This is a genomic window from Burkholderia sp. AU45274 (genome assembly GCF_030482505.1).
In the GTDB taxonomy this organism is placed as follows: Bacteria; Pseudomonadota; Gammaproteobacteria; order Burkholderiales; family Burkholderiaceae; genus Burkholderia.
The window spans coordinates 21411-40628 of the sequence record NZ_JAUJQE010000004.1 but is presented as its reverse complement, the minus strand read 5'-3'; the positions used below and the strand labels follow the sequence as shown (position 1 = coordinate 40628).

Annotated in this window: 18 protein-coding genes; 9 read left to right on the top strand and 9 right to left on the bottom strand. The window is 66.6% G+C overall.

Features of this window, described 5'->3' with window-relative positions; all coding sequences use genetic code 11:
* Positions 1–2 precede the first annotated feature (2 nt).
* The 3 genes from QZM35_RS16010 (at position 3) to QZM35_RS16000 (ending at position 2539) form a co-directional block, all read left to right on the top strand.
* Positions 3–1112 (top strand): malate/lactate/ureidoglycolate dehydrogenase, encoded by a 1110-nt coding sequence (locus tag QZM35_RS16010; RefSeq protein WP_089426993.1) that lies wholly within the window; start codon positions 3–5, stop codon positions 1110–1112.
* Complete coding sequence (locus QZM35_RS16005; RefSeq protein WP_089433339.1) at positions 1109–1648, top strand: TfoX/Sxy family protein; 540 nt, start codon at positions 1109–1111, stop codon at positions 1646–1648. The genes QZM35_RS16010 and QZM35_RS16005 overlap by 4 nt, the downstream gene beginning before the upstream one ends.
* A 312-nt stretch (positions 1649–1960) precedes the next feature.
* Entirely contained in the window at positions 1961–2539 is a 579-nt protein-coding gene (locus QZM35_RS16000; RefSeq protein WP_089433023.1) for an NnrU family protein, read from the top strand.
* 95 nt (positions 2540–2634) lie between these two features.
* On the opposite strand, the gene QZM35_RS15995 is transcribed toward QZM35_RS16000, so the two are convergent.
* Both QZM35_RS15995 and QZM35_RS15990 read right to left on the bottom strand, forming a co-directional pair.
* Positions 2635–4014 (bottom strand): amino acid permease, encoded by a 1380-nt coding sequence (locus QZM35_RS15995; RefSeq protein ID WP_089433022.1) that lies wholly within the window; start codon positions 4012–4014, stop codon positions 2635–2637.
* Between the two features lie 299 nt (positions 4015–4313).
* On the bottom strand, positions 4314–5051 hold the full coding sequence (locus tag QZM35_RS15990) for a sulfite exporter TauE/SafE family protein (protein ID WP_089426996.1): 738 nt from the start codon (positions 5049–5051) through the stop codon (positions 4314–4316).
* Positions 5052–5674: 623 nt separating this feature from the next.
* On the opposite strand from QZM35_RS15990, the gene QZM35_RS15985 reads away from it, so the two are divergent.
* Entirely contained in the window at positions 5675–6970 is a 1296-nt protein-coding gene (locus tag QZM35_RS15985) for a right-handed parallel beta-helix repeat-containing protein (protein WP_301776344.1), read from the top strand.
* A 48-nt stretch (positions 6971–7018) separates the two neighbouring features.
* Here QZM35_RS15985 and QZM35_RS15980 read toward each other — a convergent pair whose 3' ends face one another.
* From QZM35_RS15980 to QZM35_RS15970, 3 genes are all read right to left on the bottom strand, one after another.
* Complete coding sequence (locus QZM35_RS15980) at positions 7019–7312, bottom strand: DUF488 family protein (RefSeq protein WP_301776343.1); 294 nt, start codon at positions 7310–7312, stop codon at positions 7019–7021.
* Between the two features lie 34 nt (positions 7313–7346).
* The gene (locus tag QZM35_RS15975; RefSeq protein WP_301776342.1) at positions 7347–8519 is read right to left on the bottom strand and encodes an FAD binding domain-containing protein; all 1173 of its coding nucleotides are present in this window, start codon (positions 8517–8519) and stop codon (positions 7347–7349) included.
* Positions 8520–8615: 96 nt separating this feature from the next.
* Positions 8616–9281, bottom strand: a complete 666-nt coding sequence (locus QZM35_RS15970) for a DsbA family oxidoreductase (protein WP_301776341.1) — start codon at positions 9279–9281, stop codon at positions 8616–8618.
* A gap of 113 nt (positions 9282–9394) precedes the next feature.
* Between QZM35_RS15970 and QZM35_RS15965 the strand changes: the two genes are divergently transcribed.
* Complete coding sequence (locus tag QZM35_RS15965) at positions 9395–10321, top strand: LysR family transcriptional regulator (protein WP_301776340.1); 927 nt, start codon at positions 9395–9397, stop codon at positions 10319–10321.
* A gap of 166 nt (positions 10322–10487) precedes the next feature.
* Positions 10488–10916, top strand: coding sequence for a hypothetical protein (locus tag QZM35_RS15960; RefSeq protein WP_089427000.1), 429 nt, complete (start codon positions 10488–10490; stop codon positions 10914–10916).
* Between the two features lie 72 nt (positions 10917–10988).
* Here the strand turns inward: QZM35_RS15960 and QZM35_RS15955 are convergent, their stop codons facing one another.
* From QZM35_RS15955 to codB, 3 genes are read right to left on the bottom strand one after another with little or no spacing between them, the layout of a single operon-like run.
* Positions 10989–11666, bottom strand: coding sequence for a TetR/AcrR family transcriptional regulator (locus tag QZM35_RS15955; RefSeq protein WP_089427001.1), 678 nt, complete (start codon positions 11664–11666; stop codon positions 10989–10991).
* A 40-nt stretch (positions 11667–11706) separates the two neighbouring features.
* Entirely contained in the window at positions 11707–12960 is a 1254-nt protein-coding gene (gene codA / locus QZM35_RS15950; protein WP_301776339.1) for a cytosine deaminase, read from the bottom strand.
* A 43-nt stretch (positions 12961–13003) separates the two neighbouring features.
* Positions 13004–14299 carry a cytosine permease gene (gene codB / locus QZM35_RS15945; protein WP_367620789.1) on the bottom strand — a complete coding sequence of 432 codons (1296 nt, stop codon included), beginning with the start codon at positions 14297–14299 and terminating at the stop codon, positions 13004–13006.
* A 288-nt stretch (positions 14300–14587) separates the two neighbouring features.
* Here codB and QZM35_RS15940 point away from each other — a divergent pair, with 288 nt between their 5' ends.
* From QZM35_RS15940 to QZM35_RS15930, 3 genes are all read left to right on the top strand, one after another.
* Positions 14588–15877, top strand: coding sequence for an FAD-binding oxidoreductase (locus tag QZM35_RS15940; protein ID WP_174973592.1), 1290 nt, complete (start codon positions 14588–14590; stop codon positions 15875–15877).
* A 17-nt stretch (positions 15878–15894) separates the two neighbouring features.
* On the top strand, positions 15895–16452 hold the full coding sequence (locus QZM35_RS15935) for a helix-turn-helix domain-containing protein (protein WP_089427004.1): 558 nt from the start codon (positions 15895–15897) through the stop codon (positions 16450–16452).
* 152 nt (positions 16453–16604) lie between these two features.
* A complete protein-coding gene (locus tag QZM35_RS15930) occupies positions 16605–17951 on the top strand; it encodes a glutamine synthetase family protein (protein WP_301776338.1) in 1347 nt (448 codons plus the stop codon).
* 27 nt (positions 17952–17978) lie between these two features.
* Here QZM35_RS15930 and QZM35_RS15925 read toward each other — a convergent pair whose 3' ends face one another.
* Entirely contained in the window at positions 17979–19154 is a 1176-nt protein-coding gene (locus tag QZM35_RS15925) for an FAD-dependent oxidoreductase (RefSeq protein WP_301776337.1), read from the bottom strand.
* Positions 19155–19218: the final 64 nt, after the last annotated feature.

Genomic DNA, 19218 nt, shown 5'->3' with positions numbered 1-19218 from the left:
CGATGACCGCACTGCCGACGCCCGATACCGAACCGCTGCGCATGCGCGCCGAACCGCTGCATGCATTCGTCGCGGCACTCTGGGAGCGGGCCGGCAGCAGCGAGCGCGAGGCAAGGCTCGTCGCCGATCACCTGGTCGGCGCGAATCTCGCGGGCCACGATTCGCACGGGATCGGGATGATCCCGAACTACGTCGCGTCGTGGCGGGAAGGGCAGTTGCAGCTGAACGGGCACGCGTCGATCGCGCGCGACGGCGGCGCGGTGCTGACGATCGACGGTGGGCGCGGCTTCGGCCAGGTGATCGCGTTCGAGGCGATGGTCGAAGGGATCGACCGTGCGCGACGCATGGGCATCTGCGCGATCGGGCTGCGCGACGTGCATCATCTCGGCCGCATCGGGCATTGGGCCGAGCAGTGCGCGCGTTCGGGGCTCGTGTCGTTCCATTTCGTCAACGTGCCGGGCGACCTGCTGGTCGCGCCGCTGCACGGCACCGATCCGCGCTTCGGCACGAACCCGTTCTGCGCCGCGTATCCGCGTGCGGGCCAGCCGCCGCTGCTGCTCGATTTCGCGACGAGCGCGATCGCGTACGGCAAGACGCGCGTCGCGTACAACCAGGGCAAGCGCGTGCCGGCCGGGTCGCTGATCGATTCTCGCGGCCAGCCGACCGACGATCCGGCCGTGATGCATGAACAGCCGTTCGGTGCGCTGCTGCCGTTCGGGCTGCACAAGGGGTACGCGCTGGCGGCGATGTGCGAGATTTTCGGCGGCGCGCTCGTCGGCGGGCATACGACCTACGGTGACACGCTGCAGAAGACGAGCGCGATCGTCAACGGGATGCTGTCGGTGCTGATCGACCCGAACGCGTTCGATGCGGCCGACGCGCAGCGCGAAGCCGATGCGTTCGTCGCATGGGCGAAGGCGTCGCCGCAGGCGGGCGATGCGCCGGTGCAGGTGCCGGGCGAGCCGGAGGAAGCGAGCCGCGCGGCGCGCGGTGCCGGCGGCATCCCGGTCGATCGCGCGACGTGGCGGCAGATTCGCGAGAGCGCGGCGGCGATCGGCTTCGACGAAGCCGAGCTCGACGCGTGGACGCAGCGCTGCAGGGCATCCGCATGAGCTGGCAATCGGAACAGGCGCACGGCGAGGAGATCGCGTATCAGCTCGCGCCGCTCGGCAACGTCACGGTCGCGCGCTTCTTCAGCGGTGCGGCGCTGCGGCTCGACGGCGTGATGTTCGGCTTCATGTCGCGCGGGTCGCTGTTCCTGCGTGTGGATGACGTGAACCGTCCGGCGTTCGTCGCGGCGGGGATGGGGCCGTTCTCGTACGAGCGGCCCACGCGCACGGTTTCGCTCGACGGCTATTACGAAACGCCGGCCGACGTGCTCGAGGATGCCGGCGCGCTGTTCGACTGGTGTCGCAGCGCGTATCGCGCGGCGCTGCTGGCGGGGCCGCCGAAGCGCAAGGCCAGGGCGGTGGCGAAAGCTGCGCCGGTTCAAGAAGCGAAGCCCGCGTCGAAGCGAATCGCCAAACCGGCATCGAAAGCGTCGCCGAAGCCTGCTTCTGCACAGGAAGCCAAGTCGGCATCGAAGCGAACGATCAAGCCGACGTCGACACCGGCAGCGAAATCCCCGGCGAAGCGCAAGCAAACATAGTGCCGGCCGCGCGAAGCGAAAGCCGCGCGACTTTTCTTTTTTGTCGCCCCGGCCGTCGCCCGACGATTCACGCGACATGCGCCGGCTGGCACAAGGGCAGCCGGGGAGGGACACAGTCACGAAAGCGTCAAGCGCGTGCCGCACCGCACATCCCCCATGCTTCACAACGGCGGCCTCGGCGTTTATGATCGGCGCGGGTTGCACCCGTGCCTGGCGCGACCCTCGCCGGCCTCGCCACCGGCTCCGCGAACGGCGCATCGTACGCCGCGCGGGACGCTTCCCCCCACTCATCATTCCAGACGGAGACAGCCGATGCTCGTCCTGATTCTCGGTTTAGCGATCTTCCTCGGTGTGCACTCGATCCGGATCGTCGCGGACGGCTGGCGGTCAGCGACGATCGAGCGGATCGGCGAGAAGCGCTGGAAGGGCCCCTATGCGATCGCGTCGATCATCGGCTTCGTGCTGATCATCTGGGGGTACGGCATCGCGCGCCAGGGCGCGACGCTGCTGTGGGTGTCGCCCGTCGGCGTGCGCCACCTCACCGGCATGCTGACCGCGATCGCGTTCGTGCTGATCGCCGCCTCCTACGTGCCCGGCAACCGCATCAAGACGCTGGTCGGCCATCCGATGGTGGCCGGCGTGGCGGTGTGGGCCATCGCGCACCTGCTCGCGAACGGCACGTTGCACGCAGTCGTGCTGTTCGGCGCGTTCTTCGTATGGGCGCTGGTCGATTTCGTCGTGTGGCGCGCGCGGGATCGCCGCGACGGCGTGCGCTATCCGGCGGGCAGGCTGTCGGGCGACGTCGTGGCGATCGTGGCCGGGCTCGTCGTGTGGGCGGTCTTCGCGCGGTTCCTGCACGGCTGGCTGATCGGCGTGCGGCCGTTCGGCTGAGCGGCCAAGGGATTGAGCAACCGAGACGTCGAGCGACTGAGACGTCGAGCAACCGAGCGGCGGCCGACCGGCGCGCCGCTCGCCCGGAGCAACGGTCAGCGCGCCTTCGCGCCGGCCGTCTCGCCGAGTTGTGCCGGCTTGCGGCGCAGGAAATAGGCCGCGACGATCGCCAGCGCCGTCAATACCGTGAACCAGAACTGGAAGCGCGAATCCGGGTTGAACGCCTGCGAGCCGAGCACGGCCACCAGCGCCAGCAGCGCGATCCAGTTCGACACCGGATAAAACCACGCGCGGAACGCCTGCGGATCGCGCGGCGCGTGCTTCTCCTGCCGGCGCATCGCGAAGTGCGCGACGATGATGAAGATCCACACGATCATCACGAACGCGCCGCTGCTCTTCGCGAGCATCAGGAACAGGTCGCCGCCGCTCACGAAGTGAACGCCGAGGATCGACACGCAGATCGCGAGACACAGCACGAGCGCGTTCATCGGCACGCCTTTCGCGTTGGTCCGGCCGAACATCGCGGGCGCGTGGCCGCGCTGGCTGAGCGAGAACAGCATGCGCGAGTTCGAGAACAGGAACGAGTTCATCACCGACATGAACGACACGAACAGCACGATCTTCATCGCGACGGCCGCGCCCGTGAAGCCCGCCATGCTGAACAGCGACACGTACGGCGATTTCAGGTTGGCCTTGTCGGTCCACGGCATGCACAGGATCAGGATCGACACCGAGCCGACGTAGAACACCATCACGCGCACGATCACGCTCTTGATCGCCCGGATCACGTTCTTGCTCGGGTTCTCGGATTCGCCCGCCGCGACGGCCGCGATTTCGCTGCCGCCGAGCGAGAAGATCACGACCATCACGCCGGCCAGCACGGGCGCCATGCCGTTCGGCATGAAGCCGCCGTGATCGGTCAGGTTCACGAGCCCCGGCGCGGGAATGCGCGGCTGGAAGCCGAGCAGGATCGATGCGCCGAGCGCCATGAAGATGATGATCGTCGTCACCTTCGCGAACGACAGCCAGTATTCCGCTTCGCCGAACGAGCGCACCGAGTACGCGTTGCTCGCGATCAGCGTGACGAGCATGAACAGCGCGCCGCCCCACACCGGCAGCCACGGCAGGAAATCGTGGAGGATCGCACCGAGCAGGATCGCCTCGACGGTGATCGTCATCATCGACTTGAACCAGTACAGCCAGCCGACCGCGAAGCCGGCCCATTCGCCGAGATAGCTGCTTGCGTAGGTGGAGAACGATCCGCTGTCGGGGTTGCGGGACGCCATTTCGCCGAGCATGAACATGACCAGCGTGACGATCACGCCGCCGATCAGGTACGACAGGATCGCCGCGGGGCCGGCGGTCGCGATGATGGCGCCGGAGCCGACGAACAGGCCCGCGCCGATCACGCCGCCAAGCGCGATCATCGTGATGTGCCGTTGCTTGAGGCTTTGCCTCAACGAGTTGTCCTGCATCTCCTACCTCTAGTTATTGTTGGCCCGTTGGCCGGGAACGCATCGGGCCGCGCGGCGGCAAGCGTGCTGCCGCCGCATGGGGCGCCGATGTCGAGGGAGCGTGTGTGACGCGATGTGCCGGGCCGCCGGCGGTGAATCGGAATGGCGGCCGCGAAGTGCCGGTCGGTGCCCGCGAGAGGGCGATGACGACGCCCCCCCGGATTGTGGGCGGACACCGTCGTCACGGCAAACGAGATATGCGAAAGACGTCTTGCGGTTTGCTCATCAATTGCCGCGATGGCGGCAGGCGTGGGCGCGCGTCAGATCGGCTTGGCGAACAACCCGACGGTCAGCACCGCGCCGATGCAGACGATCCCGATCCGCAGCACGCGTTCGTTCACGCGATGCAGCGCCCAGGTGCCGAGCAGCCCGCCGACGATCGCGCCGCCGCCGAGCGCGAGCGCCTTGCCCCAGTGCAGGTGCGGCGACGTCAGGAACAGCACGACGGCCGATGCGTTCATCACGCCCGCGAGCGCGTTCTTCGTCGACATCGCGTGGCGCGGCGACAGGCCGGCCATCGTCAGCACGGCCATCATCAGGAAGCCGAGCCCGCCGCCGAAGTAGCCGCCGTAGATCGCGATCATGAACTGCGAGAGCGCGGCGGGGACGGTGCCGAGGTGGGCCGTGCCTTCGCCCGGCTTGCGGAAAAAGCTGCCCCACGCGAACACGATCGTCGCGAACAGCACGAGCCACGGCACGAGGCGCGAGAAGATCGACGACGGAGTCTTCAGCAACAGCAGCCCGCCGAGCGCACCGCCGACCACGCTGATGAAGAACATCGCGCGAAACGACAGCCTGCCGACGCCGCGCACCATCTTGCGGCTCGCCCAGCCGGTCGTGACCTGCGCGGGAAACAGCGCGACCGTCGACGTGATGTTCGCCGCGAGCGGCGACATGCCCGACACGATCAGCGCGGGCAGCGTGACGAACGAGCCGCCGCCGGCCAGGGTGTTCTGCAGTCCGGCCCACAGGCCGGCGAGGATGACGAGAGCGAGCATGGGAGCGGGCGCGGAAGGTGGCGGGGCTCACCTGCCGGAAGCGGGCAGGCGCGGCGAACGCACGATGGTAATGCAGGACCGCGGGCGGCGTGAATGGGTGCGACCGCGGTGTCGTCGCGGGCCTTCCTGGCCGGCGCAGCCCACGGTGCCGGCTGGCCCGCGACCAAGGTCGAGGATGGCCCGGGCGGGCAGACGGGCGGTCTTACGACGTCGCGCGGCCAATGTCGGATTGTCGAACGACGCGCGTGAAATAGACTGGTTGATGAGCGGCGGGAAAGAACCGGCAGGGTTGGGGGTCAGCCGGCGTCCGGTGCGCTCGGGAACGCAGTTCCTGTTGACGGGTTCGATTCCGGCCACGCGGTGCCGGCGCGTCGGAATCGGGCCGCCTTTCCTCGGGGGACACGCATGGGCGCCGGCGGGCGAACAGGCGACCGGGTGTCGATCGCGGCCACGCGACGGCGCTTCGTTGCCGTTGCTCCGCCGCATCGGCGGAGCAAATGAATGTCGCAGTCGGGATGGTGCGCCGCGTGTGTCACGCGCCGTGTGATCGCCGTTGCTCGAACGCCTCGCGACCGCCAGCCGTTGGCCGGTCGTCGCGGGCGAACGGGCGTGAGAGAACAACCATGAAAAAGTCGTTTCGAGGGGTCGGTCCGAGTACGGCCGTCTGTCTGATCTGCACCGCATGTTTCGCCGCATCGCCGGCGGCCGCCTACACGCCGGGCGGTGCTCGTCATGCGCATCCGTCGCGCAGCGCGCCGGCGCTTTCGACCGTGACCGTCCAGCCGACGGCGAACGGCGGCGACCAGGCCGACGCGCTGCAGGCCGCGTTCGAGGCATTGCAGCCGGGCCAGCGCCTCGTGCTCGCGCCGGGACGCTACATCGTCGGCCGGTCGCTGACGGTGTCCAAGGCGGACGTCGTGATCTCGGGCTATGGCGCGACGCTGGTTGCGACCAACCCGGCTGATCAGACCATCGTGATGAGCGGCAGCGGTTCGACGCTCGTCGGCGTCACGCTGGTCGGCACGGGTACGACGCGGCTGACGACGCCCGCATCGACGAAGGTCGAGGTGACGGGCACCGGCGTCCAGGTGCTCGGCGTGACGATCCAGGGTGGCGCCAGCGCCGGGATCTTCGTGTTCGGCGGCAACAGCGTGGCGATCGTGGGCAACACCGTGCAGGCGACGCTGGCCGACGGCATCCACACCACGTACGGCTCGACCAACGTGCTGGTGCGCGGCAACACGGTGAAGAACACCGGGGACGACCTGATCGCCGTCGTCAGCTACCAGGGTGACGGCCGCCTCAGCGCCAACGTGTTGATTGACGGGAACACGGTATCGGGCAACTACTGGGGGCGGGGCATCTCCGTGGTCGGCGGGCGGACCGTGACGATTTCGAACAACACCGTCAGCGGCGTGCAGAAGGCGGCCGGCATCCTGGTCGCGCAGGAGGATAGCTGGAAAACCTACGGCGTGTCGGACGTGCTGATCGAGAACAACGTCGTCGGCGCGATCCAGGACGGCACGAATGCGAACAACGGCCTGCCGCCTACCCATCAGGCCGCGATCGAACTCGATACCTGGTCGGGGACGGTGTCGTACGTCGTCGTGAAGGGCAACCGCGTATCGGGCTCGGGCTATGACGGCTTCCGGGCGGTGGGGAACGTCTGCCATTTCGCGGTGGCCGACACGGCGCTCGCGTCGATCGCCGGCATGCCGGTGTCGCTGCTGACGAACAACTGCCCGGCCGCCGATATCGTCGCGTACGGCAATTCACTGGGTGGCGTGGCGCTGGCGACGCCGGTCGGTGCTTCCCCGTCCGGGACGATTCCGGCCGGCGGCGCGGTGACGTCGGGGATGCCGGCGGTGCGCACGAGCCTGATGCAGGCGAATGGCTCGGCCGCATCGGCGCGGAACTGACGATGTTCGCGACGCGCTGCCGGCCGTGCCATCGAACGGGGCGCCGCGCTATGCGTTCGGGGGCGCGGTTGCCCCCGGCGCCGTGGCGTCGTCCCCGGCGTCCGGATAGACGATCGTGCCGTCAGGCCGGATCACCGCGCCGGCCGTCAGGTGCGCGGGTTCCACGCGGTGGGGGCCCATGATGTGCAGCACCGTTTCGCCGCGCGCGATCAGGTAGTCGGACACGATCCGCCGGTGGCAGCGCCACCACACCGCTTCCGAGCACACGATCGCGCAGCGCTGCCCGTGTTCCGCGACGATAGCCGCTTCCGCTTGGCGACGTGTGCCCGACGCCGCCGCCACACGGCTTCGCGCCAGTATGTGCGGCCGTTGTTGCTCAAGCGCTCGTCAGGACGACATGGCTGCGCGGGATGCCCATGATCCGGTCGCCGATGTTCATTCCCCATTCGGTCATGTCGATGCCCTGACTCGATTGTTCAGCCTGCCAACGTGACAAGGCTGCATCGATGTCGGAATCCGCGGATTGCAGCGCCGAGGCCAACGTCAATGCGTTGGCGGCTGCCTTGGCGGTACTGCCCGCGGTATGAGGGCGCGGAACGAAGGCGGCGTCGCCCAGCAGGATCGCTCTGCCATACACCATCTGCTTCACCTGCAGATCCAGGATGGCCTGGACGAACGGTTCGTGGGTGGCTTCAACCAACGTCTGGAAAGTCGGCGCGAGAAGCGCCTTCGACGCCTGCGTCAGGCTGGCGAGGTCTTCGTCTTTCAATGCGCCCGGAGGCAGCGAAAACGAGTGGCGTATCCCGGAGCGGTCGGTCAATAACGATGAGAGTTCTTCGCCGTGGGCAACCTTCCGGTACCACACCCAGTTCCAGCGCCGCTGACCTTCCTGCGTCGACAGGTCTTCGCCCGGGACGAGATATTCGAGCATCAGGTGACCGGGGCCTTGCTGGAAGGCAAAGGTTCCCTTGAGAACATCCGCGGCGCTTGCCGGGAGTGCCGCTTCAGGAACGAGCCCGCGCCACGCGACATATCCGGCGTAGGTGGGTGCCAGGCCGGCAGAAACTTGTTCTCGGACCGTGGAGCGTGCGCCGTCCGCGCCGACGAGCAGATCGCCGGTTTCGATGCGGCCGCTGGCAAAGCAGGCGGTGATCCGGTCGCCGTTCTGTTCAAAGCGGACGAAGCGCTCGCCCGGATGAAAGACCTGCGCGGGCAGGTGCGCCTTCATCGTGCCGTAGAGCATGTTCCAGGACGTCTGGGTCTGCGGCATGAAGCTGCGCTGGATGACGCGATCGGTACGGTCCAGGTAGATGCGGTCGCCCGACCGCACGCCGAGCGCGGCGTCGGTCTGAATTCCGGCGAAATGAAACGCTGACAGGACGTCGCCCTGCAACACGATTCCACCCCCTCGGCTGTCCAGTTCACTCGGGGAGCGCTCGAAGATGTCGACGTCCCACCCCGCGGCTTGCAGCGTCGTTGCAGTAAAGAGCCCGCCGAGCGAGCCGCCGATGATCAGTGCGCGCGGCCTGGCTTTTGCGGTGGCGACCATGAATCTCTCCAAACGAGTAGCGTGTGTTGTGCTTGGCGCGCATGCCCGATTCAGCGAATCGAGCGTGCGCGCTTGCGTTCACCTGCAGGTGTCGGTTCAGACGGCGGCTTTGGCGGTTGTGTCGCCGGTGGCATGCCGAAGCACTTCAGCGAGTACCGAAACCGGTTGTGCACCGCTAACCGGAACGCCGCCCACACGGATTGTCGGCACCGACCGGATGCCGGCCGCCCCGGCCCGCAGTTCGTCGGCAACGACTTCGCGCTCGCCGTCGTTCGTCGCCAGGAAACTGCGCACTTCGTCAGCGTCGAAACCCGTCCTTTCCGCGAGGCTGACCAAAACCTCGGCCATGCCGATGTCCTGTCCGTCGGAAAAGTAGGCCGAGAAAACCGCCTCGAACAGTGCTTCGGTCCGGGCCGCATCTCCCTTGGACTGAGCGAGGAACATCAGGCGATGGGCAAGCCGCGTGTTGGGCGTGACCGCTACGCGGTCGTAGTTGAATTCGACACCTGCGCGTTTGCCCGCCAGCGTGACGTCGGCATCCATTGCCTGTGAACGTGCCCAGCTTCCGAATTTGGCGCTGCGATAGGCTTTTCGATCGATTCCGTCCTTGGGCATGGTCGGATTGAGTTCATACGGAAGGTACTTGACGGTCGGTGCGACGGGCAGGTTGGCCTCCCGGAGCGCTGCCTTGAGATGTGCGTGGCCGATCCAGCACCACGGGCAGATGAAGTCGTACGTGACCTGGATGTCGAGCGGATTCATTTGGAGGCTCCTTGCGTTGACGGTTCAAGCACTTTAGGCTTTGCGTCAGGGTAAAAGAATATGAACCGATCGCAAACCAGCATTGCGGTGCGCGCAAAGATAAAGGACAAGGCATGGACAAGCTTCTTGCGTTGCGGGCATTCATCGACGTGGCGGAAACGGGGGGCTTTTCGAAGGCGGCTCGCCGCATGGGGGTGGCCACTTCGTCGGTGACGCGCCTGATGGACGCGTTGGAGAAGTCTCTTGGCAGCGCGTTGCTGACTCGCACGACGCGTCACGTGACGTTGACGGATGCCGGTTCCGCGTATCTGGAGCAGATCACGCGCGTGCTGTCGGACCTCGACGAAGCCGATGGGAGTGTGTCCGACACGGGTGGCGAGGCGGTTGGACCGCTGCGTGTTTCGATGCCCGTGACCTTCGGGCGCCTGTGCCTGGGGCCGCACATCGCCGGCTTCCTGCAGCAGCATCCCCGCGTATCCCTGGATCTGGTGCTGTCGGATTCGTATCTGGATCTGGCGACCGAGCGAATTGACGTTGCGGTGCGCATCGGCACGCCTGCAAACCAGCCGAATCTGATCGTCAATCGCCTGGCGGAACATCATCGCTATGTCGTCGCGAGTCGTGACTATCTGGAAAGCAACGGAATGCCCGCTTCTCCGGACGATCTGCGAAACCATCAATGCCTGCGTTTTGCGTACCAGGCGGCTGTGCAGCGTTGGTCGTTCACCCGCGCAGGCAGCACCGAGCATGTCGAGATCAACGGCAGACTGTCGGTGAACAACTCGGACGTGCTGCGCGAGGCCGTGATCAGCGGGTTTGGCATCGCACTGCTTCCCCAATGGCTCGTCGAAGAGGATGTGATGGCGGGGCGGCTCACGCGTCTTTTCGAAGACTACTCGATCAACCCGCTCGACCAGACCGTCTGCGTTTATGCCGCCTATCTTCCGAATCGCCGCCACTCGCGCAAAGTGCATGCGTTGCTTGAATTTCTTCGACATCGCATCACGCACTCCGGCGCGTTCTCGGATGCGTCGAGCTAGGCCGCGATCTCGCGCGGTCCCCCGCTCCGGCGGCCGGCCACCCGAAGCCGCAAACACGCGCGCTCCGGCCATGACACTGCCCGATTTAACGCTTCATTACGATGGGCTGTCCGGAAAGGTGCTAGATTTGCGCATCGATAATTCGCAAGGCGGAGAGGGCAGACAGATGTTGAAGAAACTGGCAGGGATGGCCGTGGTGGTCGGTGCGGCGGCGGTGGTGTCGCTGCCGGCCGTGGCAGGCGACACGAACAACGCACTGGGCGGCGCGCTGGGTGGCGTCGCCGGCGCGGCGGTCGGTAACGCGATTGGCGGCAGCACGGGCACCGTGATCGGCGGGGCAGTGGGTGGTGGCGCGGGTGGTGCGGTGACGTCGAACAAACACGAACGCACGGGCGCGATCGTCGGCGGCGCACTGGGCGGCGGCGCAGGCGCCGCTGCGGGCAACGCGATGGGCGGCACGGCCGGCGGGCTCGTCGGCGCCGGCTTGGGCGGTGGCGCGGGCGCGGCGCTGGGCGGCCACGTGTCGCGCAACAACTCGCGTTCCAACGATCATTACCGCGGCAACAAGCACAAGAAGCGCCACAAGCACGACTGACCGGCGGTTCCCCGGCGAGTGTCGACGGCGCCGGGGTGCCGTGCATGAAGGGCGACGGAGGCGGTCAAGCGGTCAATCCGGCTTTCCGTCGCCGGTGATCAATGCGTTGAGCACCAGATCCGAGATCGTGCGGTAAGCCGCGTCGAAATCGTCGTTCCCCAGCGCACGCTTGCCGAGCACCAGCAGCATCTGGGGAGCGAAATCCGCATACGCCTGCGTGGCTGCCCAGATCAGGAAGAACAGGTGCTCGGCATCGACCTGCCTGACCTTGCCCTCCTCGATCCAGCGTTCGAGCACCCGGATGTCGTCGCGCAACACCGGAATCAGTTGTTTGCGAATTTCCTTTCCGTAGGTCCTGGCGCCGCCGATGATCTCCAGCGCAAATACCCGCGATCCATGCGGGCGATTTCTGGAGAATTCGAGTTTGGCCCGGATATAGGCCGACATGGCTTCCGCGGGCTCGCGATCGGGCGCCGCGAATTCCCGCATCCTGCCGAGCCAGTCCCGCAAGACGTCGTCCAGCACGCGTTGGTAGAGCGCCAGCTTCGTGGGGAAGTAGTACATCAGGTTCTGCTTCGACAGGCCGGCGGCCGCTGCGATCGTCGCAACGGAACTGCCCTCGAATCCGTCAATGGCAAACGATTCCTCGGCCGCGGCGAGAATGGTCGCCTCGAGCGTGTCGCGCAGCGCTTCGCGCCGGCCGTGAGGCCGGCCGGGCGCTTCCGCAGTCGGCTCGGACGGGTGCCTCACGATGCGTCCTCCGGCATGTCGGACCAGTGTCGTCGCCCGCTCAACGCGTGCCCGCTTCAGGATAGGTGATGTGTTCGGGCGTGCGCTGCATGATGACCTTCCCGGCACGGAGCGACACGCGCACCTTGGCTTGCGTGCGAACCACTTCATAGTCGGAATCCGCGTCGAGGATCAGCAGGTTGGCCGGCCGCCCGACCGCGATGCCATAGCGGTCCCCCAGGGACATCGCACGGGCGCTGTGCTCCGTCACGAAGTCGAGGCATCGCTGCAGGTCTTCGTAGCCGAGCATGTGGCACACGTGCAGGCCGACGTCGAGGATGCGCAGGATGTTGCCGTTGCCGATGGGATACCACGGATCCTTGATCGAATCCTGTCCGAAGCATACGTTGATGCCGGCGCGATCGAGTTCCGCGACACGCGTGATGCCGCGTCGTTTCGGGAACGTGTCGAAACGCCCCTGCAGATGGATGCTTTCGGTCGGACACGAAACAAAATGGATGTCCGAGCGCTTCAGCAACCGGAACAGCTTCGAGCAGTAGGCGTTGTCGTAGGAACCCATCGCGGTCGTGTGGCTGGCGGTGACGCGCGGGCCCATCCCGCGAACCCGCGCTTCCTCGGCAAGCACTTCCAGGAAGCGCGAGTGCGGATCGTCGGTTTCGTCGCAATGAACGTCGACCAGGCAGTCCTTGCGCTCCGCGAGTTCCATCAGGAACTTGATGGAGCTCACGCCCTGGTCGCGCGTGTTCTCGAAATGCGGAATGCCACCCACGACGTCGGCCCCCATGTCGATCGCGCGCTCCATCAGCGCCCGTCCGTTCTCGAACGACTCGATGCCTTCCTGCGGGAAGGCGACGATCTGCAGATCGATGAGATCGCGCGCTTCGTCCCTGACCTCGAGCATCGCCTTCAACGCGGCAAGCGTGTGATCGGTGACGTCCACGTGCGTGCGCACGTGCTGGATGCCGTTGTCGCGCAACATGCCGATCGTGGTGTGGGCGCGGGCTTTCGTATCCTCATGGGTAATGGTGGCCTTGCGCTGGCCCCACCGCTCGATACCTTCGAACAGCGTGCCGCTCATGTTCCACTCGGGTTCGCCCGCGGTCAGCGTCGCATCCAGGTGGATATGCGGCTCGACCAGCGGCGGGATGACGAGATGGCTGCCCGCATCGATGACGCCGTCCCCTTGAGACGTCAGCGGCGACGGCTGGAGGTCGATGCCGCGAATCGTGCCCGCATCGATGTCGATCGTGAAGAGGCCGCTACGGCCGCGCAATCTGGCGTTGATGATTTTCATGAGGATTCCTGTGGTTTTGGGGGCGGGAGGGCGCGCAGCGGAATCATTCACCCTGAACGGACGGCTCGCGCGTGAATGCGCGGGCAATCTGCAGCAGCACGATGTAAGCGGCGGCGGACGCCGCGATGCCGACGAGCGGCGCGATCCACGGCGAGGTATAGGCGAGTCCGGCGCCGATGGCATACGCGGCCAGGCCGACCAGGTTGAAGCGCGGAAGGCGGGCGGCGGCGAGCGACGGATATTGCCCGCGATGGCGGTACCAGTAGTCCGCCATGATCACGCCGCCGACCGGCGGAATGATCGAGCCGAGCAGCACCAGGAACGGAATCAGCCACGCGTACATCCCGCCGACCGCGAGCACGATGCCGATCGCCGCGCCCACGAGTACGAGCGTGCGGCGCCGTTCGGTGCGCAGCAGATGGCATCCGGCGGCCGCCACGTTGTACATCGTCGGCCCCTGGATGGTCCAGAGATTGAGGCACAGCATCACGACCGCCGCGATCGACAGGCCCTGCAGCATCATCACCTCGACGATGTCGGCTTGCTGATAGACGATCGCGCAGTATGCGCCCGCGATGATCATCAGGCCGTTGCCCGCGAAGAATCCGATCATGCTGGCCGAGACGGCGCTGCGCGCACTGCGTGCGAGGCGGGTCCAGTTGGTGGCCTGGGTCGCGCCGCTGGCAAAGGTGCCGATGACCATGGTCACGGCGGCCGAGAACGGCATCGGCTGGGACGGCGCGACATGCGTGAGGCCGGCCCACCCGCCGATATCGCGGGTGGCGATCCACATCGACGTCATCAGCAGCACGAACATCAGCGGCACGGAGACGCGCGACAGCACATCCATGCCGCGATAGCCGATGATGGCCGTGATCGAAAATCCGAAGCCGAAGAGGATCATCAACGGCGTGGTCACGGCGGGCGGCCAGCCCAGCAGCTTGACCAATACGATCGCCACCGTCGCGGTTCCCCATGCGTACCAGCCGAGTTCGGCGAAGCCGAGCAGGAAATCGGACAGCTTGCTGCCCGTTTCCCCGAAGCAGAACCGCCCCATCAGCACCGCATTCAGGCCGCTGCGGGCGGCAATCAGCGCAAGCGACGCCGCATAGACGGCGAGCAACAGGTTTCCGATGACGGCGATCTGGATCATGCTGACGACGTCGAAGGCCACACCGATCTTGCCGCCGGCAAACATCGTTCCCGTGAAGAACGTGAAACTCAACAACACCATCGTGATGGACAGGAATCCGGTGCGTTTCTCGAGCGGGACTTCGCTCAGCGAGAATTCTCCGTGATCCGATTCGGCCATCGGGCTTGCATCCCGGTTCGTGGGCATCTTTCTTGTCTCCCGTCAGCGATTGGGTCGGGTCTGAAAGGGGTTACGGGGGCCGTGCTTGGATGGGTGACGCGCTGTTTCAGCGGGTCATTCTCTCAGTCCAAAATTTTTACAACCGTAAAAATTTCGTCCGGGTGGATGGCAGGAACCTTCACCGGGGCGGTGCGGTTCATGCGCAACGCGTGTCGTGTATCGGCCGATCCGGCGTTTTTTTGCCCGCTTGCCTCCGTGAAATTGCCGTGCTAATTTTTCATGAAATTTCTCGGCGTAATTTTCACGGGAGTCCGCATGTTCGTGCAGTCCGACCGTCACGTCGCAAGCTACTACGCCGGCACCTACCCGGCGCCGATCCCGCATCGTCCGGCGCTGGACGAACGCATCGATGCCGACGTGCTCGTCGTCGGCGCGGGTTTCAGCGGGCTGCATACGGCGTTGCGCCTGGCGCTCGCCGGCAAGCGGGTCGTCGTGCTCGAAGCGAGCCGCGTCGCGTGGGCCGCGTCGGGCCGCAACGGCGGGCAGGCGCTGCTCGGCTGGTCGTGCGACATGCAGCCGCTCGAGGATTCGCTCGGCCGCGACGGCGCGCGCCTGCTGTGGGACAGCATGCGCTGGGCCGCGGCCGAGGTGCGCGAACTGCCCGCGCGGCACGGTTTCGACATCGACTATCGGCCCGGCAGCCTGTGGGCGGCCGTGCGGCCGCGGCGTGTCGCGATGCTCGAGCAGGCGCGTGACGAAGCGGCCGAGCGCTGGGGCTACGACCGGCTGCGCGTAATCGGCCATGACGAGATGCCCCAATGGATCGGCGGCACGCGTTACCTTGCGGCGCTCTACGATCCCGAGGCCGGCCACCTGAATCCGCTGAAACTGGCGCTCGGCCTCGCGCAGACGATCGAGCGCACGGGCGGCCGCATCTTCGAGCAGAGTCGTGTGCTCGACTGCCGCGAGACGGCCGGCGGCCACGTCGCCCGCACGGCGCGCGGCGAAGTACGCGCGGACGTGCTCGTGCTGGCCTGCAACGCGTATGTCGACCGGCTCGATCGCGATCTCGCGCGCCGGCTGCTGCCGGTCGGCACGTACCAGGTCGCGACCGCGCCGCTCGCGCCCGACGTCGCCCGTTCGCTGCTGCCGCACAACAGTTGCGTGATCGACAACCAGTTCGTGCCCGACTATTTCCGCCTGAGCCCCGACAACCGGCTGCTGTTCGGCGGTGGCTGCACGTATCTCGGCGGCATTCCGGCCGATATCGCGGCGGCCACGCGCCCGCACCTCGAACGCGTGTTCCCGCAACTGACCGGCGTACCGCTCGATTACGCGTGGGGCGGCCATATCGACATCAGCATGCGCCGCACGCCGGACATCGGCCGCCACGGGCAGCGTTTCTGGCTGCAGGGGTTCTCGGGGCACGGCGTACTGCCGACGCTCGCCGGTGCGCGCGCGGTGGCCGACGCGGTGCTCGGCGACGAACGCCTGCTCGCGCAGTATCAGCGCATCCGCAACCCGCGCTTCCCCGGCGGCGACCGGCTCGCCGCGCCGCTGGAAGCGATCGGCAAGGCCTGGTACCGTCTGCGCGATACCGTCTGACTGCACCGGAACCCACCATGAATGAACAGGAAGAGATAGAAAGCCTGGCGATCCTGATCCGCGACCTGCGCAAGCATCGCAAGGTCACGCTCAACGATCTCGCGGAACGGATCGGCCGCTCGGTCGGCTTTCTGTCGCAGGTCGAGCGCGGGCTGTCGCGCCCGACGGTGGCGGATCTCACCGCGATCGGCGAGGCGCTTGGCGTGCCGACCACCTATTTCTACAGCCTGAGCAAGCCGCGCAGCGTGCCGTGGGTGACGCGGCCCGACGAGCGGCGCACCGTGTATTACGCGGCCGGCATTACCGACATCCTCGTGTCGCCGAACATGCGCTCGCGCTTCTCGATCCTCGAAAGCCATCTCGCGCCGGGTGCGAGCAGCGGCGAGCGGCCCGTCGACGACAGCGACGAGCAGGGCGGTTTCGTGCTCGAAGGCGAACTGACGATCTGGGTCGACGGCGACGATACGCCCGTCACACTCGGCCCGAACGATGCATTCCAGCTTCCGGCGCACAAGCGCTTTCGTTATGCCAATCTGACCGATGCGCCGACGCGCGTGATCTGGGTATTCACCTGAATTTTCCGCGGGGCGCGCGGTGATGCAGGCCATCGCGCCACGCAGCATGTTTGCAGTACTGATTTAAATGCGGCGTTCGTTGTCGAGTGTGCCGCATGAATCCGGTTCGCCGCATCGCGGCACCGCCATACAAGACATGGAAAGGATGAGACATGGCTGACGTCGTTCCCGCGCTGGTCGCCGAGGTCCGCGCATTCCGGCAGGCGCATCCCGAGATCCGTTATGTCGACCTGATCTGCCTCGACCTGCCCGGGCATTTCTACGGCAAGCGCTACCCGATCGATGCGCTCGAGAAGGTGGCGGCCGGCTCGCTGCTGAAGCTGCCGCAGAACTGCATCCTGCTCGGCACGCAGGGCGGGCTCTACAAGATCGGCGACTACTGTTTCAACGACGGCGATCCGGACGCCGTGCGCCGGTTGATTCCCGGCACGCTGAAGCCGGTGACCTGGGAGAAGCAGCCGCTCGGCCAGATGCTGATCACGACGGACGGCACCGACGCGCCGGTCGAGTTCGAGCCGCGCGAGGTGCTGGCGCGCGTGCTGAAACGGCTCGCGCGGCGCGGCATCCGGCCGGTCGTCGCGTTCGAGCTCGAGTTCTACCTGTTTGCCGCGCAGCTCGAAGAGGGGATGCCGAAGTATCCGCGCGACCGCCTGTCCGATGATCGCGACGATCAGCCGAACATGCATATCGAGCGCCTGTCGCGCTTCTCCGACGTGCTGCACGAAATGGTCGACGTCGCGTGCGTGCAGGGAATCGACGCGACCGTGATCACCGCCGAGCTCGGGCCGGGCCAGTTCGAAATCAATTTCGGCCATTGCGACGACGGGCTGCGCGCGGCCGACTGGTCGGCGATGTTCTGCCGCAGCACGCGCGGCGTCGCGTTGCAGCACGGCTATCGCGCGAGCTTCATGGGCAAGCCGTACCTGCATGCGCCGGGCAGCGGGATGCATGTACACGTGAGCCTCTACGACGATGCAGGGCGCAACCTGCTCGCGGCGGACGGGCAGCGGCCGCTGCGGCACGCGGTGGCCGGCTGCCTCGCGCTGCTGCCGCATTGCATGCCCGTGTTCGCGCCGAATCACAATGCGTTCCGGCGCTACGGATCGATGGTGAATGCGGCGAGTCGCGCGAGCTGGGGCTTCGAGGATCGCGACGCATGCATCCGGATTCCCGAGTCGGATGCGCGCAACTTGCGGATCGAGCACCGGCTCGCGAGTGCGGACGCGAACCCTTACCTCGTGCTCGCGGCGATTCTCACCGGGATAGAGCACGGGCTCGACGCGAAGCTCGAACCGATCGCGCCGCTCAACGAGGATCGCGGCAGCGGGATCGATTTCCCCAAGGAGATGCTGTCGGCTGTCGCCGGGATGCAGGAGCACGCGGCCGTGCGCGAAGGGCTCGGCAGCGAGTTCGTGATGGTGTATTGCGAGAACAAGCGGCAGGAGGAGCTGGATTTTCGCAATGAGATCGGGGCGCGGGAGTATCGGTGGTTCTTGTGATCGAATGCCATCGCTTGCGCGTCTTGGTCAGTCCCGCGCCGGCATCATCGGCAGGCCCGCTCCCCACGCGTTTGCGAGCGCTTCGATTTCGGCGCTCGGATCGACCTGTCGCGCGGCTTCATGCGTGTCTTTGCCGAACAGCCGGTGAGCGAACTCGCGTGCACGTAGCGTGATTGCCGTGGTTTTCCGGGTGCGTCGCAGCGTGAACGACGCGAGCGCTGCGTCGAGGTCGTTGCCTTTTCCATGCTCGTCGAGACAACGGGCGAGATGCCATGCGTCCTCGAGCGCCTGGCATGCGCCCTGTCCGGAGGTGGGGAGTGGTGCGTGCGCGGCGTCGCCGATCAACAGCACATTGCCGCGGTGCCATATGTCCACCGGATCGAGATCGTGCACGCGGATCTTCGCGATCGTGCCCGGCGGTGTTGCACGCATCACGCTCGCGATGGGCGCGGGCCACCCGTCGAAGAGCCGTTCCAGCAGCGGGCCGGGATCGTCCGGTGCCGCATCGTCGCTATCGTCGATTTCAGCCTCGGCCCGGGCCGCTGCCCAGTACATGCGATGCCGGTCCAGCGCGACGATGCCGAATCGTTCGCGCTGGCCCCAGTAGTCGAATATCGACACGTCGTCGACCAGCGGCACATCGCTATGCGCGACGCCGATCCAGTTGACGAATCCCTGATAGACGGGCGTGGCGTCGCCGACCACGTAGCGTCGCGCGACGGAATTCATGCGGCCGTCCGCGCCGATCACGAGATCGGGGGCGATCGCCACGCCGTTGTCAAAGCGAACGATCGCGCGGCCATCGGTGCCGGTATCGATGGCTGTCGCGCAGTGACCGAAGCAGACTTCGATGTCGTGCGCGGCGACGTGCCGCGCCAGCACGGCCTGCAAGTCGCGCCGCAAGATCGAGCGCGTCGGGAAACCCATGTGGCGGTCGAGTTCGCCGATATCGAAGCGCTTGAACGCGGTGCCGTGCCGGTCCATGCACCGCATCGCATGCAGGTGGCCGCTGACCTCGACGATGTCCGGCAGGAGGCCGAGTTGCTCGAGCACGAAGCCGGCATTCGGCCAGAGCACGACGCCGGCGCCCATCGTCGTCGCGGACGGCCTGCGTTCATGGAGCCGTATCCGGTGACCCTGCCCGGCGAGTGCAAGCGCGGTGCTCATGCCGGCCACGCCGGCGCCGAGAATGGCGATATCCATGTTGATGCTCCCGTAGGTTCGTGTGCGTGCTCACGTCGGCGCGGGTTCGTGCGTCGGCGGCCAC